This window comes from Pseudorhodobacter turbinis, from assembly GCF_005234135.1.
Taxonomy (GTDB): domain Bacteria; phylum Pseudomonadota; class Alphaproteobacteria; order Rhodobacterales; family Rhodobacteraceae; genus Pseudorhodobacter; species Pseudorhodobacter turbinis.
Genome location: NZ_CP039965.1, coordinates 239,141 through 262,405 on the forward strand (window position 1 = coordinate 239,141; position 23,265 = coordinate 262,405).

Sequence of the window (23,265 nt, forward strand, 5' to 3'; positions counted from 1 at the left end):
TGGGCGTGAACGCATGCACAGTGGTGGTAACAAGATGAAAAGCCTAAAAAAGAAACGCCGGATTCAAGTTATTCTGTTGGCTTTTATAGCGCTCGGCCTTTCTACGGGACTTATCGGCTATGCGATGCGGGATGGAATCAATTTCTTTCGCGCCCCTGCGCAGGTGATGGCAGACCCGCCGGCCGCCACTGAAACCTTCCGTCTGGGCGGATTGGTGGAGGAAAACTCTTTGGTGCGCGGGCAGGGTGAAACCATTACCTTTCGCGTGACGGATGGGGCCGCGACCGTGCCCGTTGCCTTTACCGGTATCCTGCCCGATCTTTTCGCTGAAAATCAGGGTATGATCGGCACTGGAAAGCTGGTTGACGGTGTCTTCATTGCCAGCGAAATCCTTGCCAAGCATGACGAAACCTATATGCCCAAAGAGGTGATGGACGCGCTGAAGGATCAAGGTGTTTACCAAGCACCGAGCGGTTGATTTTCGCGCTGTTAAGCGGTGCTGACACAATCTGACGCCCAAGCCGGGGAATATACTCCGGTACGGAGGCCGGATTATGCAGACATTTCCCACAATTTACCTTTCTGCCCTTACCCTTTCGGGCATGCCCGTTGAGGACACCGGGGAGGTGGCATCATGGCGCTGATGCCCAATCTGTTTAGCGGAGCCGCTGCGGCTTCAATTTTGGGCCAGGCCGCAAGGGGGGTGTCGGAGATGCTTAACTCTTCCGGCAGGCAATCAGGCGGGCCGCAGATGGCCTATGCTGATCCCGGCTTTGGCTGGTTTGATCGGATGGTCAACGGGTTAAACCGCCTCCCACGCCCGTTTTTGGCCTTTGGTACCTTGGGGCTGTTTGTCTATGCCATGGTAGAGCCGGAAAGTTTTGGCAAGCGGATGGTGGGACTCAACCTTGTGCCGGACCCGCTTTGGTGGCTTTTGGGGGCGGTGGTCGGTTTTTATTTCGGCGCCCGTGAGGCCTATTACTTTCGCCGTGCAAGGCCTGTTGGTGCGCCGCCTCAAGATATGGCCGCGCCACCGCAGGATTTTCAGGACAAAGGGTGATCCGCGCTTTTGCTGGATGAAAAACATGCTCTGCCCTGCCATGAGGTGCGGCAGGGCATTGACCAAGGGCCTCCCCTCTGGCATCCCATCAGGGATCCAAAGGACGGAACCGATGAACCTTTTTTCTGATATTCGCACGCTGGTCATTAGCGAAATTGAAGCAATGATGGCGGCGGGCGATCTGCCTGCCGGGCTGGAGCTGGGCGCCGTTGCGGTAGAGCCGCCGCGTGATGCAACCCACGGCGATATGGCCACCAATGCCGCGATGGTTCTGGCCAAGCCTGCCAAGCTGTCGCCGCGCGTGATTGCCGAGAAACTTGCCGCGCGTTTGGCGGCCGACGAGCGGATTGCTGATGTGCAAGTCGCGGGGCCGGGGTTCTTGAACCTGACACTGGTGCCTTCGGTTTGGGCGGGGCTGCTGACCTCGGCGCTGAAATCCGGGGATGCCTTTGGGCGTGCCGCGATCGGTGCGGGGATTAAGGTCAATGTGGAATTCGTCTCGGCCAACCCGACCGGCCCGATGCATGTGGGCCATGTGCGCGGCGCTGTCTTTGGTGATGCGCTGGCGCGGCTTTTGGCCTTTGCGGGCTATGATGTGACCCGCGAATATTACATCAATGACGGTGGCGCGCAGGTTGATGTGCTGGCACGTTCGGCCTTTGAACGCTACCGCGAAGCACTGGGGCAAGAACCCGAAATTCGCGAAGGTCTTTACCCCGGCGATTATCTTATTCCGGTCGGGGAGGCGATGAAGGCCAAATGGGGCGACAGCCTTTTGGGCGAACCCGAAGAGGTCTGGCTGCAAGACGTGCGGCTGTTCGCGACCGAGATGATGATGCAGATGATCCGCGATGATCTGGCGCTTTTGGGCGTGGAGATGGACGTCTATTCATCAGAAAAAGCGCTATACGGCACCGGCCAGATCGAGGCCGCGATCAACACCCTGCGCGAGATGGGCTTGATTTATGAAGGCACGCTGGAGCCGCCAAAAGGCAAGCTGCCCGAAGATTGGGAAGCGCGTGAGCAGACCTTGTTCCGCTCCACCGCGCATGGCGATGATGTCGACCGGCCGGTGATGAAATCGGATGGGGCATGGACCTATTTCGCGCCCGATATTGCCTATCATTACAATAAGGTACAGCGCGGCTTTGACCAGCTTATCGACATTTTCGGCGCCGATCACGGTGGCTATGTCAAGCGGATGAAGGCGGCTGTTTCGGCGCTTTCGGGCGGGCGTGTGCTGCTGGATGTCAAACTGATCCAATTGGTGAAGCTGTGGAAAGACGGCGAGCCCTTCAAGATGTCCAAACGTGCGGGTACCTTTGTTACCCTGCGCGACGTGGTGGAACAGGTGGGTGCGGATGTCACCCGTTTCGTGATGCTGACCCGCAAGAACGATGCCCCGCTTGATTTCGATTTCGCCAAGGTGATGGAGCAATCCAAGGACAATCCGGTTTTCTACGTGCAATACGCCAATGCTCGGATCAACTCGGTGATGCGCAAGGCGCAGGCTGCTGGGATTGATGTGTCGGATGCCACATTGGCGGGTCTGGATTTGGGCGGCTTGTCCAATCCGGCGGAAATTGCCTTGGCCAAGAAGATTGCCGAATGGCCGCGCTTGGTAGAAATTGCCGCCCGCGGAAATGAGCCGCACCGAGTTGCATTTTACCTTTATGATCTGGCTGCAGATCTGCACGGATTGTGGAACCGCGCCAAGGATGAGCCGGAATTACGCTTCATTCAGGACGATCCTGCAACAACTCAGTCTAAAATTGCACTGGCACGGGCTACGGGCGTTGTGATTTCTGCGGGCCTCGCTATCTTGGGCGTCACTCCGGTTGAGGAAATGCGCTGATAAAAGCGTCCCTGCCGGTGTGAAAAACAGGCAAGACAGCGGGGTATTCAAAAGCCCCCGCAGTGAGGCAGAGCATGGCAGACGTAGAATTCGACGGGTTCGATGGTGATTTTGGCACCCCTATTGGCATGGGCGCGCGGACGGCGCGGCTTATTGGCATGGCGGGGGCGGCAACCTCTATCGCATTGGTTTTGGGACTTGGCTATTGGGGCTACCGCCTTGCGGTGCGTGACATGACCGGCATTCCGGTGGTGCGCGCAATGGAAGGCCCGATGCGAGTCGCGCCCGAGGATCCGGGCGGTGTCATCGCCAGCAATCAAGGGCTTTCGGTGAATGCCGTGGCTGAAGATGGCGGCATCTCTGCCCCCGCGGATCGCCTGATTTTGGCGCCCGAGCCCGTTGGCCTGACCGAGGATGATACAACTGTGGCTGCCGCAACCGGCACAGATCTGCCTGCGAACGGTGGGATGACCTTGGACGCTGATACGGACATCAACGCTTTGGCTGATATGCTTGCGGAGGGGTCAGTGGCCTTATCTGCCGATATCGGCACCCCCGCAGAGGCCGCGCCAGAACCTGCCTTCAACCTTCCCAAAGGCGCGCTTGCCCAATCGCCGCGCCCGCGTGCACGGCCTTCGGGCGTTGTAACGTTGGCCCGCGCACCTGTTGCGACCGAGATTACCGGTGAAAACCTTGCCTCGGGAACACGGTTGGTGCAGCTTGGCGCTTTTGACAGCGCCGAGATCGCACGTAAGGAATGGGACCGGCTTGCTGGGAAATTCGGCGATTTGTTGGTCGGCAAAACCCGCATCGTCCAATCTGCGAAAAGCGGAGGGCGCACATTCTACCGTCTACGCGCCGCCGGTTTTGATGATGAAGCAGATTCGCGCCGCTTTTGTTCCGCCTTGGTGGCAGAGCGCGCCGCCTGCATCCCTGTAGCCGTGCGATGACAACCCGCGCGGCCGTCCTTGGCTGTTCCGGCACCACTCTTTTGCCAGAGGAAGCGGCCTTTTTTCGCGCGGTGAACCCGTGGGGTTTCATTCTGTTTGCCCGCAATGTCGCGGATCCGGCACAGTTGCGCCGCCTGACGGCAGAACTGCGCGAATGCGTGGGCCGTGATGCGCCTGTCTTGGTCGATCAGGAGGGCGGGCGGGTGCAGCGTTTGCGCGCGCCGCATTGGTCGGAATGGCTGGCACCGCTGGAAATGGTGAAATTGGCGATGGCAACGGCCAAGCCGGGGCAGGGCCACCAAACCGCCTGCCGCGCGATGGAGCTGCGCTACCGTTTGATCGCCTCTGAATTGCACGGCGTGGGTATTGATGTGAACTGCGCCCCTTGCCTCGATGTGGCCTCGGCTGTGACGCATCCGTTTTTGCGCAACCGCTGCTTTTCCGAAGACCCCTCCTTGGTTGCAGATTTGGGCCGCGCTGCCGCAAAGGGCCATTTGGCGGGCGGCGTTTTGCCGATTGTAAAGCATATGCCGGGCCATGGTCGCGCCAGTCTTGATAGCCACAAGGCATTACCCCATGTTTCTGCCCCGCGAGAGGTCCTGGAGGCGCATGATTTCGCCCCTTTCCGCGCGCTGAATGACCTGCCGATCGCGATGACGGCGCATATCATTTATGATGCGATTGATGCTGAAAATCCGGCGACGACCTCATCCACAATGGTGCAGTTGATGCGGCGGGATATCGGCTTTGAGGGGCTTTTGGTCTCGGATGATCTGTCGATGAATGCGCTGGCGGGCAGCTTGGGAGAACGGGCTGCGGCGACGATTGCGGCGGGTGTTGATATTGCGCTGCATTGCAGTGGCGATATGGCCGAGATGATGCAGGTGGTGGAGGCGGCGGGCCCAATGAGCACACAGGCGCATGCCCGCTCCGAGGCGGCCTTGGCACAGCGTTGCCCCCCGCAAACGGTTGACATTGCCGCCCTGCGTGCCGATCTTTCGGGCCTTGTGAACGGATAGGACATGGCGCAGCACGGGGCAGAACAACAGCAAAGCGTTGCCAATCGCTTGGCGGCAGAGGCCTTGATCGTCGATGTCGACGGTTTTGAAGGCCCGCTTGATTTGCTGCTAAGCCTGTCACGCACCCAAAAGGTTGATCTGCGCCGGGTTTCGGTTTTGCAACTGGCAGAGCAGTACTTGATATTTTTCAACAAAGCCAGTGCCTTGCGGATCGAACTTGCTGCGGATTATCTGGTTATGGCGGCCTGGCTTGCCTACCTTAAATCCCGCCTTTTGCTGCCCCCTGATCCCAGTGACGATGGCCCCAGCGCCGAAGATCTGGCCGCCCATCTGGCGTTTCAGCTGGAACGTCTGCAAGCGATGCGCGAGGCGGCGGCACAGCTTATGGCGCGCGATCAAAAGGGGCGGGACTTCTTTGTGCGTGGCTTGCCCGAAGATGTGACCCGCCGTAAAAAGATCAACTATTCCGCCAGCTTGATGGACCTGATGCAGGCCTATTCGCGCATTCGTACCCGCGATGACTTTCGTCCCTTTGTCATGGACCGCAACAATGTGTTCACGATGGAAGAGGCGCTGGAGCGGTTGCGCGGCCTGCTTGGCTATGCGGGCGACTGGACCGATCTGACAAACTGGCTGCCCGCAGGATGGGAGACGAGCGCCACGCGCCGTCGTTCTGCCACTGCCGCGCATTTTGCGGCTATTCTGGAACTGGCAAAGGGTGGCCAGCTTGAAATCCGGCAGGGCGAAACCTTTGCGCCGATCCAAGTCCGCAAACGTGATGGGGGGCAGCCATGACCGAGAACGACAGCCTTTTCGCAACCCCGCCGCTGGCCGAGCAAGAGCGCATGGTCGAGGCGATCTTATTCGCCAGCGCCGAGCCCTTGACCTTGGCCGAGGTGTCCGCGCGCTTGCCGCATGGCACGGATGGTGCCGAGGCCTTGGCCAGCCTGCGCCGTCGCTATGACGGGCGCGGTGTCCATCTGGTGAAGGTCGGGGATGCCTATGCGTTTCGCACCGCCCCCGATCTTGCGCATCTGATGTATCAAGAACGGGTAGAGACCCGCAAACTATCCCGTGCCGCGATCGAAACCCTTGCGATTATCGCCTATCATCAGCCCGCAACCCGTGCCGAGATCGAAGAGATCCGCGGCGTGGCGGTGTCTCGCGGCACTGTGGATCAGTTAATCGAACTGGAATGGGTGCGCTTTGGCCGCAGACGGATGACGCCGGGCCGCCCGGTTACCTTCGTGGTGACAGAACAGTTTCTGGATCACTTCGGCCTCGAAACCGCCCGCGATCTGCCGGGGCTCAAAGAGCTGCGCGCCGCAGGATTGCTCGACAATCGCCCCGGTTTCGTCACATCCCCGACGCAAGATGAGGATGATGAGTCCTCCGAAGGACAAAGCGAACTATTCGAGGATTAAGCCGATGCAGCAGATCATCAATATTGTCATCAACCAGATCATCCGACGCTTTGTGAAGGTCGGGATCAACAAAGCCGTGAACCATTTTGCCAGCACGGGCAGCACCTCCAAGCCGGTGCAGGGCGATCTGGCCAAGCGTGCGCGTCAATCGGCCAAGATCACCCGCCGCTTGGGTCGCTAGGGCGCGATTAGGTCGGCATCTGAAAATGCTTTGACAGCTTCAGCCCCTGACCCTGATAGTTGGAGGCAATGCCGCTGCCATAGAGCGCTTGTGGCCGTGCCGCCATCCGCTCATAGACCAAACGCCCGACCACCTGACCATGCTCCAGCACGAAGGGCGCCTCATGGCAGCGTACTTCCAACACGCCGCGTGAACCAGCACCGCCTGCCTCGGCCCAGCCGAAACCGGGATCAAAGAAGCCTGCGTAATGCACGCGAAACTCCCCCACCATTGCAAGATAGGGGGCCATCTCGGCGGCGTAATCGGGCGGGATTGTCACTGCCTCACGGCTGACGAGGATATAGAACGCGCCGGGATCAAGAATGATGCGCCCATCGCGGCTGCGCACATCCTCCCAGAAATCACGGGCGGGGTAATGGCCGATCCGGTCCAGATCGATCACGCCGGTATGCGGCTTGGCGCGAAAGCCCACCAGATCATCCTTGCCCGCGAGCAAATCGACCGAAAAGCCAAGTCCTTCAGAGATCACCGCAGGCCCTGTTACCAAGGGAGAGGATTCGTGCAGGGCGGTCAGCTCGGCATCATCCAGAACGGCTTGCCCCGCGCGGAACCGGATCTGGTTCAGTCGCATTCCCGGGCGGACCAGCACTGAAAAACTGCGCGGGCATACTTCGGCGTAAAGCGGGCCGTTATAGCCGGGCGCGATGCGGTCAAATTCGACCCCACCGTCCGTAATGGTGCGCGTCAAAAGATCCAGCCGTCCGGTCGAGGATTTGGCATTGGCCACTGCCGTCAGCCCTTCGGGCAGGGCAAGATGTTCCATCAGCGGGATGACATAGACGCAGCCCTTCTCCAGCACCGCGCCGTCAGAAAGATCAACGCGGTGCATCTCAAATTCGGCGATGCGTTCGGCAACGGTACGGCCCCGCCCCGCCAGAAAAGAGGCCCGTACCCGATAAGCGACGGTTCCCAAACGCAAATCAAGGCTGGCGGGTTGAATCTGATCCATACGCAGATCGGGCTGGGCAGAGATTGCACCGGCTTCAATCAAGCCGCGCAGGGATTGGGAGGGTAAAACACCGGTCATCATCAACTCCTTTGCGCGCGTGCCTCTGCCGGATATGAAACCGCCCGCGCCTGTCTGAAACAGGGCGGGCGGTATTCAAAATGGTCGGGCTAGCGAGATTCGAACTCACGACCTTCCGTCCCCCAGACGGACGCGCTACCATGCTGCGCCATAGCCCGATACAGACGCTGTAATAGTGATATTTAGGGCGGGGGCAAGCAAGAAAATACGATTTCGCAGAAATTAGCGCCGCGGCACACGGCCAAGGTCGCCAACGCGGTTGCGCAGGGCCTTCAATCGCTGAAAAACAGCGACTGTTTCCGCGGCTTTCCCGACGAAGGCATCTTTGCGCAGGCCGCGAAGGTCTGTGGCAAGCCAATGAGTGTGAATTTCTGCCATGTCCGGAAAGGCGGGGGGCAATGGTTTGGGAGCGGCGGCTTGCGGCTCTGGGGCCTCTTCTTCCTTTGCCGGTACGTCTGCGGGGGCTTCCGCTGCAGGTGCAGCCTCAGCCGGTTCTTGGGCGGGCGCGGCATCTGGCGCAACGGCCTGTTGGCTGGTGGGTTCCGCGAGGGGAGCGTTGGTTTCGGTGTCCACGAGCGGGGCAATAGACTCTGATTCCGCGACAGGGGTCTTGGCGCCACGTGTAAGCGGCTCGGGGAAGGGGAGCTCGGGCGACTCGGACGCCTCCGGTGCTGGTTGCTCTGCCTCGGATGCGGCTTCTGTCGTTTGTGGGAACAAGGGAATCGGCGCAGAAGATTTTACCGGCGTTGCATCAATAACATCGGCAAGGAAATCAGCCTCCTCGTCCTCTGCGATGCCGGAAACATAGCGTACGCCGTGCTCTCTCAGGACTTTTTGGACACCGCGAATCGTGAGACCTTCATCGTGGAGCAGCCGACGGATGCCGGACAGAAGCGCCAAATCCTCAGGGCGGTAATAGCGCCGACCACCGGCACGTTTGACCGGTTTAATCTGTGGAAAGCGGCTTTCCCAAAAACGCAAAACATGCGCGGGGGTTTCCAATATTTCGGCCACTTCGCTAATTGTGCGAAAGGCATCCGGCGATTTCGTCATTGGTGTTCCTTAGAGTTCAGGATTTGCCACCCGCAGCCACGCGATCTTTCATCAGATGCGAGGGGCGGAAGGTCAAAACGCGGCGCGGGCTGATTGGAACCTCATCCCCTGTTTTGGGGTTGCGGCCAATGCGGGCCGTCTTGTCACGGATCGAAAACGTCCCGAAAGAAGAGATTTTCACGGTTTCACCCGCCGCCAGTGCATCCGAGATATGCAGCAGCACGCTTTCAACCAAGCTTGCAGATTCGTTGCGCGACAGGCCGACTTCACGAAACACAGCTTCGCTTAGGTCCATACGCGTTAAAGTTTTTTCAGTCATGACACATCCCCCGATTTTCGAAAAAGGATGCGTGTTTTAAAAAGCCAAGTCAATATCAAAGGCTTGTGTGGCGCAGTTGCAGGGGAAATTCGCAAAAAAATGCGCCCTACCAGCGCAGCACAGCAGCTCCCCAAGCCAGACCGCCACCGATTGCCTCAACCACCAGCAAGTCCCCGGTTTTGATTTGTCCGCGCTGATGCCCGACCGAAAGCGCCAGCGGGATAGAGGCGGCAGAGGTATTGCCGTGGTCTTGCAAGGTTACCACAACGCGTTCCATCGGCACATCCACGCGCGCAGCGGTTGCGGCTATGATACGCAGATTGGCTTGATGCGGCACGATCCAATCCACATCCTGACCGGTAAGGCCAATTTTTGCCAGCGCGGTTTCGGCTGTTGAGGCAAGCTTTTCAACCGCTTGGCGGAAAAGCTGGTTGCCCTGCATCCGCAGCTTGCCGGAATCACCTGTGGTGGAAACTCCGCCATCGACATAAAGCATCTCGCGGTAGCGACCATCGGAATTCAGGTCGCATGACAACACGCCACGGTCGGAAACCGCACCGGTCCCTTCCTCTGCCGCAAGCACCAAGGCACCGGCGCCATCGCCAAACAGCACACAGGTCGAACGATCGGTCCAATCCATGATCCGGCTAAAGGTCTCGGCGCCAATCACCAAAATCCGCCGCGCCTGACCTGACAGAATCATCGCATTGGCCGTGCTCAGCGCAAAGACAAAACCCGCACAGACCGCTTGGACATCAAAGGCAAATCCGTGGGTCATGCCTAGTTTGCCCTGCACCATCGTGGCGACCGATGGGAAGGTCAGGTCGGGGGTGGAGGTGGCAAGGATGATGGCATCGATATCCTCCACCGACAGCCCTGCATTATCCAGCGCGTTAACTGCGGCAAGATGCGCCATGTCAGAGGTGGTCTCGCCCTCGGCGGCAAAATGGCGGCGCTCGATCCCCGAACGGGTTCTTATCCATTCGTCGGATGTTGCCAGCGTTGCCTCAAATTCGGAGTTGGGGACAACGCGCTCTGGTAGATAATGCCCTACGCCCTTTACAACTGCACGAATCGTCATATGACCCCACTCTTATCAATATCTTGGGCTTCATCCTGCCTTGCCTGCCCTGCGGATGCAACGCGCGCGGCAAGTCTTTCATTGAAACCGGATTTGGCAAGATCGAAGGCCAGCTTGATTGCAGCCGAAACGCCGGTCGCATCTGCTGAGCCGTGGGATTTTACGACAGTCCCGTTTAGGCCAAGGAAAACGCCACCGTTCACGCGGCGCGGGTCCATCCGTTTTTGCAAGCGTCGCAGCGCGCCAATTGCAAATATCGCAGCGATTTTGGTTAAGAAGCTGCCGCTAAAGGCCTCTCGCATGAAGTCAGCAAGGAGCTTGGCCGTGCCTTCACCGGTCTTCAGTGCGACATTGCCGCTGAACCCGTCGGTAACGATAACATCCACGCGGTCGCCCGGAATATCACCGCCTTCAACAAAGCCGACGAAATCGAAATCACCTACCGCAGATACGGCGGGCATCATTTCATAGGCTTGCTTTAGCTCTGGCCGCCCCTTGTTTTCCTCGGTCCCTACATTGAGCAGGCCAACGCGCGGACGCTTCAGGTTCAACCCGTTGCGGGCATAGGAGGCGCCCATCGTGGCGAATTGGACGAGGTCTTCGGCGTCGGCCTTAACATCCGCACCGACATCCAGCATCACGTTGAAGCCGCCTGCGCTGCGTGAGGGCCAAAGGCAAGCGATCGCCGGGCGGTTGACGCCGGGGAGTTTGCGCAGTCGGATCATCGAGATGGCCATAAGCGCGCCAGTATTGCCGCAAGAAACGGCCACCGTCGCCTCGCCCTGTTTCACGCTTTCGATACAAGACCACATCGACGTGCCTTGCCCGTTGCGCATTACTTGGCTGGGCTTGTCTTCCATTGAAACGGTGCGCGCAGCATGGCGCAACGTACAACGCCCCGACAGCTCGGGGTGTTTGGCAACCAATGGTGCCAAGACCGCCTCATCCCCATGGAGGATAAAGGCGATACGTGGGTTTTTATGCGCCGAAAGCACCAACCCCGCGACAACAGAAGCAGGGCCCCGGTCGCCGCCCATGGCGTCAACCGATATAACAACTTGCCCTGCAGCCTGCCCGTCAAGGCCCTGTTTGGTCTCTGCCGGGGTGTCGGGGCTAATCGTCATGCGTCAGAACGATGACAGACGGCTTACGCCGCGTCCTCGTCCAGATCGACTTCTTCGGCGGTGGCAACGACTTCGCGTGCGTCGTAATGGCCACATGCACCACAAACGTGGTGTGGGCGCTTCAGCTCGCCACAGTTTGCGCATTCGGCAGGGTTAGCTGCGACCAATGCATCGTGGGAACGGCGCTGATTGCGACGGGATTTCGTAACTTTGTTCTGCTGGACAGCCATGCCACAACCTCGGTCTTTTGAGGGCCAACGCCCTGATTTTCTTTGGGGATCTGGCTACAACCCAAAGTCCTGGGCAAGTCTGATCCACTCTCAATATCTCGAAGCGCGAAACATACTGCGATTCTGGTCGCGCGCAAGTCCTTTCTTGTCATGCCATGCGGGCAGGCTCAAGCTCCGTTTTCGCTGTTGTCGTCATTATCTGGGTCATTGCCTTGTTCCAGCTTGGCTTTCAGGCCCGCGAGGCCAGCAAATGGTTTCAAATCGCCGTCGCGCAGGGGCGCTGTGCCGGGGGCCGCGAATTGCGCTTCGTCAAGCACGGCGCCGGGTGCACGCGGAAACGCAGGCAGTGCCAGCGACAGCGCCTCGACCGTGACGTGGCCCAGATCGATTGCCTCGCCCAAAGGTTCCATGCTGTCGTCTTCGGTCATCTGCATATCGTCGCGGTCGGTGTCTTTCCAATCGGCCACAAACACGCGTAGCACGTCCTCTTTGATCTCGGAGATCACAGGGGCAAGGGTGATGGAGCAGGGCTGTTCAACGCTGGCCTCCAGCACGGCCTGCAGGGTGAAGTCATGCCGCCCCCTTGGCCGGATCTCACCGGTTAGCCGCAGTTTGGAGGCGGAGGTAATCTCGAGGTATTTCGCGATTTCCACCCGCATCGCACGATCTGGTGCCAGATCGAAACGGGTCGGCTTGCGGCTGGACAGATCCGCCACACGCCGCGCATCGGTAAAGGGGATTGGTGCTATCCGGTAATCCGGGCTCTTGTCATTGCTTTGTGTCATCATGTCTCTTTCGGTTTACCATGCTAACGGACCAAAGCCGCCGGCAAGTTGCGTTCCTTTCTTGAACAAAAGCCCATCCTTCTGTAAGCTAAGGGGAACGCCGGAATTCCGGATCGGGATACGGGGCTTCGCCCCTATAGGCAAGAGGGTGCGATGGAAGTGCAGGCAAGCAAGGTAAAGGCGCGGCTAACCTGGTTGGTCATGGCGGGATCGATTGTCCTGCTTTCCGCCTGTTCCGCGATTTACCGTGATCATGGCTATGTGCCGATGGATGCCGATCTGGAAATGGTCCAGGTGGGCACATCAAGCCGCGAAGATGTGGCCGAGATGGTTGGCCGCCCCTCTGCTGCGGGGCTGTTGAATGATGGTGGTTGGTACTATGTTCAAAGCAAGTTCAAGCACATTGGCCCCATGAAACCCGAGGAGATTGACCGGCAGGTTGTTGCCATCAGCTTCAACCAGGGTGGCATCGTTGAAAACGTGGAACGCTTTGGTCTGGCCGAAGGGCGGGTGGTGCCTTTGTCGCGCCGCGTGACCGAGACCAACATCAAAGGCATCAGCTTCTTGCGTCAGCTCTTTAGCAACGTGGGCCGTGTTCAGGCCGGCGATTTTCTAGGCGAGTAAAACCAACGTTTGCCTCGCGAATCAACGTTTGACCCCGGCTGGCGTTTGGGGTGCGGTGTGATTTTGACAAAGGAAAATGCGGTGGGGCAGCTGCGCAAAGGGCGCTATTTGGTCCGCGAGGCGGTGGGGGTTCATGATCTGGCCCGTGCCCATGCGTTACGCGCGCTGTGTTTTCAGGCCCCTGACCAAGACGCTTTTGATGCCCGCTGCACCCATATTCTGGTTGAGGATACGCATTCTGATACCTTGGTGTGTTGTTTCAGGGTGCTGTCGATGGCTGCCCGCGATATATCGCACAGCTATTCCGCGCAGTTTTATGACCTGACACGGTTGAGCAGCTATCAAGGTCAGGTGTTGGAGCTGGGCCGGTTTTGCATTCATCCCGACCATACGGATCCAGATATTTTACGCATGGCGTGGGCTTGGCTGACGGGGCGGGTGGATGCCGAGGGGATCACGCTTTTGTTCGGCTGCGCCTCTTTTGCGGGGGCCGTGGCCGATGTGCATCTGGACGCCTTTGCATATCTGCACAGCAGGCATCGGGCCCCCGCTGCATGGCGCCCCGGGGTCAAGGCTGGCCAAGTGTTTGAGTTTGGTTCAGGGCTGGACGGGCACGGGGGGGATGTGTTGCGCGCCAAGGCCGGCCTGCCGCCCTTGTTGCGCAGTTATTTGGGGATGGGGGGCTGGGTCAGCGATCACGCGGTCTTTGACCGGGATCTGGGCACGATGCATGTGTTCACTGCGGTCGAGATTGCTTTGATCCCGCCCATGCGCGCGACTTTGCTGCGGGCATGGGCCAAGGATAAAGGCGCGCTCTAACAGCTTGTCGGCGCAGCGCTCCAAGTTTGGCCTTAGATTGAAGCCCAATCACGAAAGATGACTTGCTTGGGCGGCTGCTGGTTCGTGCTGGGGCTTGGTTGCGGGGCGGGCTTGCCGCTTGTTTGTGTCGTGGTTGAAGAGGTCGCCATATCATCATTCCATCTGTGACGGTTGCCTTGCTACAACCAGATCTCTAAAATTTGTCCTATAATTGCTGCACTGAATGGGCGGCAATGTGGCAAGTTTCGGGCGATCTAATGAGGTGATGTCGGCGCGGCAAGAGGAATGCACAGTCATTAAGCAAATCTGGCCGTTATGCCACTAAAACCGGCTAATATCAGCCGGTGGTGATGCAGCAAGTGTAACAATCCGCGATCATGCCACGGCAAGCAAACGTCTGAGGCCGCTATTCCCGTTTACCATGTCGGCAAGGGTCAGGCTGTCTAGTGACGCATAGAACGCCTCCAGCGCAGTGCTGAAGGCAGATTTAAGACGGCAGACGTCGACAAGCGGGCAGTTGGGGGCCGCATCGGGATTGTTGTCCATACATTCGGTGAATGGCACCGAGGCCTCAAAGCTGCGCACAACCTCGCCCACGCGGATCGAGTCTGGCGTGCGATTAAGCTTCAACCCGCCGCTGCGCCCGCGAACCGTGGTGATGAAGCCTGCCTGTGCCAGTTTATGTATCACCTGCGCCAAATGGTTTTCCGAGGCATCGCAGCTTTTGGCCACCTCCTGCTTGCGCACAACATGGCCTTCATTCACGGCGCAATACATCAGCGTCCGCATGGCAAGATTGGTCCGTACTGTCAGTCTCATGCGATCCGCCCCTCGTTGGTTTATCCGACGTTAGGGATGTCTGGTTTGTGCGGCTATGATCTAGATCAGATAGGCATTACAACCACACCGTGAACTGTTCGGGGCAGGCTTGCAGGGCCGGATATTATGCGCGTAAACAGGACGAAGCAGGGGCAGATGCTGCTTAACGCTGTCCCACAGTATAATTCACGGACAGGAGCCGCTGATGATCCGCACCATCCCCGTCACCCCTTTTGACGGCCAGAAGCCCGGCACCTCTGGTTTGCGCAAGAAAACCCGTGTTTTCATGCAGCCACACTATCTGGAATGTTTTGTGCAGGCGATTTTCGCCTCGATCGGCGGGGTTGCAGGCAAAACGCTTGTGATCGGCGGCGACGGGCGGTTTTACAATGACCGCGCGGTGCAGATCATCCTGGCGATGGCTGCGGGCCAAGGGGCCGCGCGCGCGATCGTGGGGCAGGGCGGGCTTTTGTCAACGCCTGCCGCCAGCCATTTGATCCGGCTTAATAAGACCGATGGCGGTATCATCCTTTCGGCCAGCCATAATCCGGGCGGCGAGGATGAGGATTTCGGCATCAAGTTCAATATGTCCAACGGCGGTCCGGCCCCCGAATCCGTGACCGAGGCGATGTATGCTGCCACCCGCAGCCTAAGCGAATACACCCTGTTCGAGGCGCCTGATCTGGATCTGGGCCGCATCAGCACCGTTACTTTGGGCGATATGCAGGTCGACATCGTGGACCCCGTTGCCGATTACGCCGATTTGATGGAAACCCTGTTTGATTTCCCCGCGATCCGTGCCCGCTTTGCGGCTGGGTTTACCATGCGTTTTGATGCGATGTGCGCGATTACGGGCCCCTATGCTGTAGAGGTGCTGGAAAACCGGCTGGGTGCGGCAAAAGGCACCGTGACCCATGCCACCCCCTTGCCCGATTTCGGCGGGATGCACCCTGACCCGAACCCGACCTGGGCGCATGAGCTGATGGCCGAGATGATGGGCAAGGACGGCCCTGATTTCGGCGCGGCATCCGATGGCGACGGGGATCGCAATATGGTGCTGGGGCGCGGGGCCTATGTCTCTCCCTCCGACAGCCTTGCGGTGCTGGCGGCCAATGCCCATCTGGCCCCGGGATATGCAGGCGGAATTGCAGGGATTGCGCGCTCCATGCCGACCTCTGGCGCCGCTGACCGCGTGGCCGAGGCGATGGGCCTGCCGTGTTTCGAGACACCGACGGGCTGGAAGTTCTTTGGCAATCTGCTTGATGCAGGGCGCGTTACGCTGTGCGGTGAGGAAAGCTTTGGCACAGGCTCCGACCATGTGCGCGAAAAGGACGGGCTTTGGGCGGTTCTGCTTTGGTTGAATATTCTGGCCGTGCGCGGGCAATCGGTGGCAGAGATTCTGGCGGAGCATTGGGCGCGCTTTGGCCGCAACTACTATAGCCGCCATGACTTTGAGGCGATTGAGGCCGATAAGGCTGATGCCATGATTGCCGCCCTGCGTGCGCGCTTGTCTGGCCTTGCGGGCCAAAAGGTCCAAGGCATGACCATCCGCACCGCTGATGATTTCGCCTATACAGATCCGGTGGATGGGTCGGTCAGCAAGCAGCAAGGCATCCGTATCTTGTTTGAGGATGGAAGCCGCGTTGTCTACCGTTTGTCGGGGACGGGTACCGAAGGGGCGACCCTGCGTGTCTATCTGGATCGCTATACGCCCGGTACCGGGGATTTGCAGCTTGATCCGCAAGTCGCATTGGCCCCGCTGATCAAGGCCGCGCACGGGCTGGCAGGGATTGCCGAATATACTGGCCGCAGTAGCCCTGATGTTATCACCTGAAATAAGGGGTCTACATCTGCAGGTCTTGGTTTAAATAAATGGCGCAACCCTTTAGGGCTGCGTCATTATCTGTGTTAAGTGTTACGGAAAATTTTTGCATAAGCGGGCCAAAGCGACCCTTGTCGGCAAAGGCGGTTTCAAACCCCATGCCAGCCAAGTGTGGGCCAAGTGCCCGTGCCACCCCGCCACAAAGATAGATCCCACCAAAGGGCAGATGCGTCAGGGCCAAATCCCCCGTCTGCGCCCCCAATAGCCGTACAAAAAGGCACGCCGCCTCTGTCGCCAATGTATTGCCGACATCAGGCGCCAGTCCGGCCGTGATCTGCGCCGCTGAGCTTCGCGCACCATCACCGGCCTCATGCGATACAAAGGCGAACAACCGTTCAAGACCGCGCCCCGACAAGACATCCTCTACCGCTGCAAAGCCAAGCTTGGCCTCAAGGTATTGTGCCAGCTTTATATCTTTCGGCAGCCGCAGCGCCAAACCTGCGTGACCGCATTCCGAGGGAGGCACAAGCCGGCCCGTAGGCGTTTCATGCACCGCCACCGCATTGAATCCAGTGCCCACCCCGATCACCAGTTTCACCGCCTCGGGCAGCTCTGGGCCTGTGATCACGGGCTGCAATCTTTCGGGCGCAATCTGTCCCAATGCGTGGCCCTGCGCTTGAAGATCGTTCAGGACCGCAACCTTTGTCGCCCCCGTCGCGCGTTCCAGCATTGCCTCATCAATTGTCCAGTCGAGGTTGGTCAATGTGGCCGCGCCATCTTTCACCGGGCCTGCAACAGCCACACAAGCCCCGTCCAAGGCCCCCGCGCCGGACAGGTAGCTGTGTAAAAGTGGCTCCAACCCTGGGAAATCGGCATTGCGGAAATGTCGGATGGTATCCGACAGCAGGTCTTGCCCCTTTGCAAGCGCCACGCGTGTATTGGTCCCGCCGATATCGGCAACAAGGGAAAGAGGAAAGGGCATGGCAGATCCTTAGCTTGGTACGACAGGGCCGCTTCGGGATGGGTTGATGTGGGCTTTGGGTGCGTGCTGCAAGAAGGCCAAATTCGGTATGTGATGGGGCGATGTGCCACCCTAAGTTGAACCTCTTATTCTTGTTGTTCAAGTTGTATCGCTAAAGGGGCCGGTTCTATAACAAACCAGCCCACTTCGGGCTGCATGAATGCAACCCATGATTGACTACGATAGGGTAATGGCGGACTGTGGCAATCCGAAGTTATTTTTGTGGCGCAGGTGCGTAATTACCGGAAGGACAGGGATGAAACCGAGCTATCTTATGGGGGCGGCCGCGATTGCGCTTTTGTCCGGTGCTGCGCAAGCAGAGGATCTGAAATTCACACCGGGCGAGGATGCGCGCTTTCACTGGGATAACTTTGAGGCGATGAAGGCCACCGATCTGCGCGGTCAACGGCTAACGATCGACGGAACATGGGCGGGGGTTGATAAGGCGCTTTTTGAAAGCGTGATCGCCTATTTTGAGGCCGCGACCGGCGCAGAGGTGGAATACTACGGTGGCGACGGGCTGGAGCAGCGCGTGATGGTTGATGTGGAGGCAGGCTCTCCGCCCGGGATTGCCATTATCCCGCAACCGGGTTTGGCCGCTGATCTGGCAAAACGTGGCAAGTTAACACCCTTACCAACGGATACCGCAGATTGGCTGCGCGATAATTATGCGGCGGGGCAATCCTGGGTCGATTTGGCGACGTTTGCGGGGCCGGATGGTGCGTCGGATCTGTTTGGCTTTTTCTATAAGGTCGAGGTTAAATCCCTTGTCTGGTATGTCCCTGAAAACCTTGAGGATGCCGGTTATGCGGTGCCCACCACGATGGAGGGGTTGAAGGCCCTGACCGATCAGATTGTGGCAGATGGCGGCACACCTTGGTGCATCGGTCTTGGCTCGGGTCCGGCGACGGGGTGGCCTGCGACCGACTGGGTTGAGGATATGATGCTGCGCAACAACCCGCCGCAAGACTATGATGCATGGGTTGCCAACGAGATGCCGTTTGACGACCCCAAAGTGATCGCCGCGATTGAGGATTTCGGAAGCTTCGCGCGCAATGATGCCTATGTGGCGGGTGGTGCGGGGGCCGTTGGCATCACGGACTTCCGCGATAGCGCCAAAGGTTTGTTCACCTCTCCTCCGGCGTGCTATTTGCACCATCAGGCAAGCTTTATCCCGTCGTTCTTTCCCGAAGACACGATTGTAGGACAAGACGCTGATTTCTTTTACTTTCCGGCCTATGAAAGCAAGGCGCTTGGCAATCCGGTGCTTGGCTCAGGCACCTTGTTTGTTATCACCGAAGATAGCCCTGCAGCACAGGCTTTCATGCGCTTTCTGCAAAGCCCTATCGCCCATGAGGTGTGGATGGCGCAATCCGGCTTTTTGACGCCACATAAAGGGGTTAACCCGGACACTTACAGTGATATGACAGCACGAAAGATGGGGGATGTCTTGCTGGGGGCGGATACGTTCCGGTTTGACGGGTCGGATTTGATGCCGGGTGCGATCGGGGCGGGTGTGTTCTGGACTGGGATGGTGGATTATACCGCAGGCAAAGAGGCCCGCGCTGTGGCGGCTGATATCCAGCGAACATGGGACAGCCTCAAGTAAGGCGCGTCTTGGCCTTGCGATAAGGGGCTGAACAGGGAGGGGGCATGGAGCAGGTCTGGATCACGGTTGTGACGGTGTTGATCGGTGCCTTTGGCTGTACGGGTTATTTCTTTTTGTCCAACATTGTGCTTGATTGGATCTATCCCGCTGCGGGGCCACGCGCGGGGGCCAATTTAAACCGTGCTGCGCAAATCCGGCCATGGCTTTTCATCTTGCCGGCCTTGGTGCTGATGGCGGTTTACTTGCTCTATCCGGTTTTGGTGTCGATTTATCTGTCTTTGGTGGATGCCGAGGGGGATACATTCATCGGTGCGGCGAATTACATCTGGCTGATGCAGGATGCAAAATTCCGCGAAAGCCTGTTTAACAACCTGATGTGGCTTGTGTTTGTGCCTGCCGCTTCAACCATTTTGGGGTTGGTGGCGGCCGGTGTCACTGACCGTATCCGTTGGGGGGGCTTTGCCAAGGCGGTGATATTCATGCCGATGGCGATCTCGTTTGTCGGGGCGGCTGTGATTTGGAAGTTGGTCTATGAATACCGCCCTGACGGGCAAGAGCAGATCGGGCTGCTCAATGCCGTCTGGACGGCGATGGGGGGGGAGGCGCAGGTCTGGCTTACTTCTCCGGTGCTCAACTCGTTCTTGCTGATGGTTGTGCTGGTCTGGATTCAGACCGGCTTTGCGATGGTCATTTTGGCCGCGGCCTTGCGCGGCATCGCGCAGGACGTGGTTGAGGCGGCTATTCTGGATGGCGCCTCGCCCTTGCAGATCTTTATCAAGATCAAGATCCCGCAGATTTGGGGCACGATCTTGGTGGTCTGGACGACGGTCACCATCACCGTCCTGAAGGTATTTGATATCGTGCTGACCATGACCAATGGCCAATGGGGGACGCAGGTGCTTGCCAATCTAATGTTTGATTGGATGTTTCGCGGCAATGATACGGGGCGGGCCTCGACGGTGGCGATCGTTATTATGTTGATGGTCACGCCGGTCATGATCTGGAACATTCGCAACACTCTGCGGGAGGGGCACTGATGCCCGGCACAAGATCGCGGTTGGCTGTCACGACCCATCTTTGTGCTTTTGCGCTGGTGGTGCTGTGGAGCATCCCGACCTTTGGCCTTTTGGTTTCCAGCTTTCGGGACCGTGATCAGATCAGCGCGTCGGGCTGGTGGCGAGCGATGTTTCCGGCAGAGAATTCTATCCAGTACCGTGCCGCCCAACCCGAAATTGCAAGGATTAAGTACGGTCGGTATATCATTGAAGACAATATATTTAATGGTATAGGTGGGGAGGTATTAGCCTTTGGAACCTCCATCCGATCCCCCGACGAATATGCGGTTGGCAGCCACGTGATTGCGCAAGGCGGTGAGGCCGTGACCGTGGCAGCCAATGGCGATTTTGCCATCACATCCGCGATCCCGATGGAAGGCCCCCGAGGCATGCGGATTTTTGCAACCGCCGTTACCCCCGCTAAGTTCACCTTTGGAAACTATGGCCGGGTCATCGGGGCCGAAGGCTTGGGGCGCGCTTTTTTCAATACGCTAACGGTCTCTATTCCCGCCACGGTGATCCCGATTTTGATCGCGGCCTTTGCGGCCTATGCTTTGGCGTGGATGGCGTTTCCGGGCCGCGCCCTAATTGTGGCGGCTGTGGTGGGATTAATGGTGGTGCCCTTGCAGATGGCGTTCATCCCGCTTTTGACATTTCACAACCAGATCGGCATCGGCAAAAGCTATCTCGGGGTCTGGCTTGCGCATACCGGCTTTGGCCTGCCGCTGGCGATATATTTGCTGCGCAATTACATGGTGACCCTACCAAAAGAGATTATCGAGAATGCGCGGATAGACGGGGCCACAGATTTCCAGATTTTCCTGCGGATCGTTTTGCCGCTGACCTTGCCTGCCCTTGCCGGTTTTGCGATTTTCCAGTTTTTATGGACATGGAATGATTTGTTGGTGGCCTTGGTCTTTTTGGGGAGTTCCGCGGACCAGCTGGTTTTGACGGGCAAGTTGAAAAGCATGATGGGCTCGCACGGAGGCGAGTGGGAAATACTGGCAGCCTCGGCCTTTGTCACCATGGCGGTGCCATTGCTGGTGTTCTTTGCTATGCAGAAATATCTGGTCCGGGGCCTGTTGGCCGGATCCTTAAAATAGGTCGGCGTTGAAAAGGAAGAAACATGGCCGATCTCAAACTGGTAAATATCTCGAAATCCTACGGCAATGTGAAGGTTCTGACGGGCATCGACCTTGATATCAAGCGCGGGGAGCTGATCGTGTTTGTCGGCCCGTCGGGCTGTGATAAATCCACCCTGCTGCGGATGATCGCGGGGTTGGAGCGGATTGACAGCGGCGAATTGCAGATTGACGGCCAGTTGATGAACAACATGCCGCCTGCACAGCGCGGTGTGGCGATGGTGTTTCAATCCTACGCGCTTTATCCGCATATGACGGCGCGCGAAAATATGGCCTTCGCATTGAAGATCGCCAAGAAAACCAAGGCCGAGGTTGCCGCAGCCGTTGGCAAGGCAGCAGAGATTTTGCAGTTGACCCCCTATCTTGACCGGTTGCCCAAGGCACTTTCGGGCGGGCAGCGTCAGCGCGTGGCAATCGGGCGGGCCATTGTGCGCGACCCGAAGGTGTTCTTGTTTGATGAGCCGCTGTCCAATCTTGATGCGGCCTTGCGCGTGGCGACCCGCATAGAGATCGCCCAGATCAAAGAGCAGATGCCCGACAGCACGATGATCTATGTCACCCATGATCAGGTTGAGGCGATGACCCTTGCCACGCGGATTGTCGTGCTGGCCGATGGCCAGATTGCGCAGGTCGGCAGCCCGCTGGACCTATACTCACGCCCCAAGACCGAGTTCGTCGCAGGGTTTATCGGTTCGCCGGCAATGAACTTTTTGGCGGGGGAGGTGGTGGAGACGGGGGCGCAAACCGTGGTCAAGCTGGACGGTGGCGGAATGGCGCGCTCGGCGGTGCCGAGCTTGGCGGGGGACCTTGGGGCAGGTGTGACTATCGGCGTGCGGCCGGAGGATTTGACGCCTACCGAAGGCCCGCCGCTTTACAGTGGCGCGGTAGAGATTATTGAGGCTTTGGGGGAGGTGACGTTACTCTATCTCAAGGGGCAGGTCTTGTGCAAGCTACCGGGGATCCATGCGGGCCTGCGCCACGCAACCGTGCATCTGACAGCCGCGCCGGAAAAGGTGCATCTGTTTCAAAACGGGGTTTCACTTCTGTACCGTTAAAAGACCCCGAGCAGGGCCAAGAACACCGCGCTTATCACGATTGCGGCGAGGGCAGGGACCCAAAGTGTAAAACGCGGGGCGGGGATCGGGGGCATCTTCTCTCTCACTGGTTTGGGTTTTAATAGGATGTTTAGGTTTCTCATGTCTTAACATATCCATGAAAATCTTATGGGATAGCGTTGATGAGGCTGGCTGGCAGGCGCGTGTGGCCGGGATGGCGTATGGGCTGCGCCAGTCTTGGGGTTACGGGCAGGCGATGACGGCTATGGGCGGCAAGGTTGGCCGCGCGCTGATCGTTGAAAACGGGGCAGAGCTTGCGATGGTGCAGGTGATGCAACGACGGGGATTGCGTGTCATCGGGCAGGGGCCGATCTGGCTTGGGGAGTTGTCGCATGTGCAAAAGCGGCGCGTTCTGCGGCGGCTTGCGCGCTTTGCGGGGATGACGGTTGCAACACCGGATGAGGCGCTGACGGGGCTGGGGATGATCCCGCTGATCACGCCGCAAAGCCATGCGATCTGGAAGGTTGGCATGTCCGACATCCCGTTGCGGGCGCAATTGCAGGGCAAGTGGCGCAATCGTTTGCTGAAGGCCGAGGCGGAGGTGCAGCCGCGTATCCTTGGTAATGACAAGGCTTTGCAGAAGCTGGTTTTCGAGGAGGCGCGGCAACGGCGCGCCCGGGGCTATCGTAATCTGCCGGGGGAAATGGCATTGCATTGGCCGGGGAAAAAGCTGGTCTTGGGGTGGCATTCGGGCGGGGCGCTGCAGGCTGGGATGGTGTTTTTGATCCATGGGCAGGTGGCGAGCTATTTTCTGGGGTGGAACAGTCCGAAGGGGCGCGGGGCTTTTGCGCATGGTCCGCTGTTGTGGCGCGCGGGGCAGATGTTGCGCGATCGAGGGGTTGCAAGCGTGAACCTTGGCACGATTGATACCGAGGGCGGCGCGACGCTTGCGCGGTTCAAGCTGGGGACCGGAGCTTTGGTGCAGGTTGCGGGGGCGACGCGTTTGGTGTTGCCGTGAGGGGGCGGGCGCTTTGTGGGGCATCGAGCCCCACAAAGCGCCATTGCCATGGAGAGGGTGACAACGGGTCGCGATGCCTGTGAGACTGGGGTAGGGTAAAGCTATCGTGAACT

General features: G+C 58.6%; 25 protein-coding genes and 1 tRNA gene. 16 read left to right on the forward strand and 10 right to left on the reverse strand.

Annotated elements, in window-relative coordinates:
• Positions 1-34: 34 nt before the first annotated feature.
• The 8 genes from ccmE (at position 35) to EOK75_RS20865 (ending at position 6,489) form a co-directional block, all read left to right on the forward strand.
• Positions 35-478: a cytochrome c maturation protein CcmE gene (gene ccmE, locus EOK75_RS13495; protein ID WP_137194608.1), complete on the forward strand. Its 444-nt coding sequence runs from the start codon at positions 35-37 to the stop codon at positions 476-478.
• A 156-nt stretch (positions 479-634) separates the two neighbouring features.
• The gene (locus EOK75_RS13500; protein ID WP_137194610.1) at positions 635-1,060 is read left to right on the forward strand and encodes a holin family protein; all 426 of its coding nucleotides are present in this window, start codon (positions 635-637) and stop codon (positions 1,058-1,060) included.
• A gap of 112 nt (positions 1,061-1,172) precedes the next feature.
• On the forward strand, positions 1,173-2,915 hold the full coding sequence (gene argS / locus EOK75_RS13505; protein ID WP_137194611.1) for an arginine--tRNA ligase: 1,743 nt from the start codon (positions 1,173-1,175) through the stop codon (positions 2,913-2,915).
• A 74-nt stretch (positions 2,916-2,989) separates the two neighbouring features.
• Entirely contained in the window at positions 2,990-3,865 is an 876-nt protein-coding gene (locus EOK75_RS13510; protein ID WP_137194612.1) for an SPOR domain-containing protein, read from the forward strand.
• Positions 3,862-4,884 carry a glycoside hydrolase family 3 N-terminal domain-containing protein gene (locus tag EOK75_RS13515; RefSeq protein ID WP_137194613.1) on the forward strand — a complete coding sequence of 341 codons (1,023 nt, stop codon included), beginning with the start codon at positions 3,862-3,864 and terminating at the stop codon, positions 4,882-4,884. The genes EOK75_RS13510 and EOK75_RS13515 overlap by 4 nt, the downstream gene beginning before the upstream one ends.
• A 3-nt stretch (positions 4,885-4,887) precedes the next feature.
• Positions 4,888-5,679 carry a segregation and condensation protein A gene (locus tag EOK75_RS13520; RefSeq protein ID WP_137194614.1) on the forward strand — a complete coding sequence of 264 codons (792 nt, stop codon included), beginning with the start codon at positions 4,888-4,890 and terminating at the stop codon, positions 5,677-5,679.
• Positions 5,676-6,308 (forward strand): SMC-Scp complex subunit ScpB, encoded by a 633-nt coding sequence (scpB, locus tag EOK75_RS13525; protein WP_137194615.1) that lies wholly within the window; start codon positions 5,676-5,678, stop codon positions 6,306-6,308. Before EOK75_RS13520 ends, scpB begins: the two co-directional genes overlap by 4 nt.
• A 4-nt stretch (positions 6,309-6,312) precedes the next feature.
• Positions 6,313-6,489 (forward strand): hypothetical protein, encoded by a 177-nt coding sequence (locus EOK75_RS20865; protein ID WP_168199247.1) that lies wholly within the window; start codon positions 6,313-6,315, stop codon positions 6,487-6,489.
• A 7-nt stretch (positions 6,490-6,496) separates the two neighbouring features.
• On the opposite strand, the gene EOK75_RS13530 is transcribed toward EOK75_RS20865, so the two are convergent.
• The 8 genes from EOK75_RS13530 to EOK75_RS13565 form a co-directional block, all read right to left on the reverse strand.
• On the reverse strand, positions 6,497-7,576 hold the full coding sequence (locus tag EOK75_RS13530) for a 2'-deoxycytidine 5'-triphosphate deaminase (RefSeq protein ID WP_137194616.1): 1,080 nt from the start codon (positions 7,574-7,576) through the stop codon (positions 6,497-6,499).
• 81 nt (positions 7,577-7,657) lie between these two features.
• Positions 7,658-7,734 (reverse strand) — tRNA-Pro (locus EOK75_RS13535).
• Positions 7,735-7,798: 64 nt separating this feature from the next.
• A complete protein-coding gene (locus EOK75_RS13540; RefSeq protein ID WP_137194617.1) occupies positions 7,799-8,629 on the reverse strand; it encodes a MerR family transcriptional regulator in 831 nt (276 codons plus the stop codon).
• Positions 8,630-8,645: 16 nt separating this feature from the next.
• Entirely contained in the window at positions 8,646-8,948 is a 303-nt protein-coding gene (gene ihfA / locus EOK75_RS13545; RefSeq protein ID WP_137194618.1) for an integration host factor subunit alpha, read from the reverse strand.
• Between the two features lie 106 nt (positions 8,949-9,054).
• A complete protein-coding gene (locus EOK75_RS13550; RefSeq protein ID WP_137194619.1) occupies positions 9,055-10,029 on the reverse strand; it encodes a beta-ketoacyl-ACP synthase III in 975 nt (324 codons plus the stop codon).
• The gene (plsX, locus tag EOK75_RS13555) at positions 10,026-11,153 is read right to left on the reverse strand and encodes a phosphate acyltransferase PlsX (protein WP_137194621.1); all 1,128 of its coding nucleotides are present in this window, start codon (positions 11,151-11,153) and stop codon (positions 10,026-10,028) included. Before plsX ends, EOK75_RS13550 begins: the two co-directional genes overlap by 4 nt.
• A 23-nt stretch (positions 11,154-11,176) precedes the next feature.
• A complete protein-coding gene (gene rpmF, locus EOK75_RS13560) occupies positions 11,177-11,383 on the reverse strand; it encodes a 50S ribosomal protein L32 (protein WP_137194622.1) in 207 nt (68 codons plus the stop codon).
• Positions 11,384-11,550: 167 nt separating this feature from the next.
• Positions 11,551-12,168 (reverse strand): YceD family protein, encoded by a 618-nt coding sequence (locus EOK75_RS13565; RefSeq protein WP_137194623.1) that lies wholly within the window; start codon positions 12,166-12,168, stop codon positions 11,551-11,553.
• Between the two features lie 153 nt (positions 12,169-12,321).
• Here EOK75_RS13565 and EOK75_RS13570 point away from each other — a divergent pair, with 153 nt between their 5' ends.
• The gene (locus EOK75_RS13570; RefSeq protein WP_137194625.1) at positions 12,322-12,792 is read left to right on the forward strand and encodes an outer membrane protein assembly factor BamE; all 471 of its coding nucleotides are present in this window, start codon (positions 12,322-12,324) and stop codon (positions 12,790-12,792) included.
• 57 nt (positions 12,793-12,849) lie between these two features.
• Complete coding sequence (locus EOK75_RS13575; protein WP_240794108.1) at positions 12,850-13,611, forward strand: GNAT family N-acetyltransferase; 762 nt, start codon at positions 12,850-12,852, stop codon at positions 13,609-13,611.
• Between the two features lie 375 nt (positions 13,612-13,986).
• Here EOK75_RS13575 and EOK75_RS13580 read toward each other — a convergent pair whose 3' ends face one another.
• Positions 13,987-14,430, reverse strand: a complete 444-nt coding sequence (locus tag EOK75_RS13580) for an RrF2 family transcriptional regulator (protein ID WP_137194626.1) — start codon at positions 14,428-14,430, stop codon at positions 13,987-13,989.
• A gap of 205 nt (positions 14,431-14,635) precedes the next feature.
• Between EOK75_RS13580 and EOK75_RS13585 the strand changes: the two genes are divergently transcribed.
• Positions 14,636-16,264 carry an alpha-D-glucose phosphate-specific phosphoglucomutase gene (locus tag EOK75_RS13585; protein WP_420821945.1) on the forward strand — a complete coding sequence of 543 codons (1,629 nt, stop codon included), beginning with the start codon at positions 14,636-14,638 and terminating at the stop codon, positions 16,262-16,264.
• 10 nt (positions 16,265-16,274) lie between these two features.
• On the opposite strand, the gene EOK75_RS13590 is transcribed toward EOK75_RS13585, so the two are convergent.
• Positions 16,275-17,234, reverse strand: coding sequence for a glucokinase (locus tag EOK75_RS13590; RefSeq protein ID WP_137194629.1), 960 nt, complete (start codon positions 17,232-17,234; stop codon positions 16,275-16,277).
• Between the two features lie 295 nt (positions 17,235-17,529).
• Here EOK75_RS13590 and EOK75_RS13595 point away from each other — a divergent pair, with 295 nt between their 5' ends.
• From EOK75_RS13595 to EOK75_RS13615, 5 genes are all read left to right on the forward strand, one after another.
• Positions 17,530-18,882 carry an ABC transporter substrate-binding protein gene (locus tag EOK75_RS13595; protein WP_137194630.1) on the forward strand — a complete coding sequence of 451 codons (1,353 nt, stop codon included), beginning with the start codon at positions 17,530-17,532 and terminating at the stop codon, positions 18,880-18,882.
• 44 nt (positions 18,883-18,926) lie between these two features.
• A complete protein-coding gene (locus tag EOK75_RS13600) occupies positions 18,927-19,919 on the forward strand; it encodes a carbohydrate ABC transporter permease (RefSeq protein WP_137194631.1) in 993 nt (330 codons plus the stop codon).
• Positions 19,919-21,040: a carbohydrate ABC transporter permease gene (locus EOK75_RS13605; RefSeq protein ID WP_137194632.1), complete on the forward strand. Its 1,122-nt coding sequence runs from the start codon at positions 19,919-19,921 to the stop codon at positions 21,038-21,040. Before EOK75_RS13600 ends, EOK75_RS13605 begins: the two co-directional genes overlap by 1 nt.
• A gap of 23 nt (positions 21,041-21,063) precedes the next feature.
• On the forward strand, positions 21,064-22,134 hold the full coding sequence (locus tag EOK75_RS13610) for an ABC transporter ATP-binding protein (protein WP_137194633.1): 1,071 nt from the start codon (positions 21,064-21,066) through the stop codon (positions 22,132-22,134).
• A gap of 157 nt (positions 22,135-22,291) precedes the next feature.
• On the forward strand, positions 22,292-23,152 hold the full coding sequence (locus tag EOK75_RS13615; protein ID WP_137194634.1) for a hypothetical protein: 861 nt from the start codon (positions 22,292-22,294) through the stop codon (positions 23,150-23,152).
• Positions 23,153-23,265 lie beyond the last annotated feature (113 nt).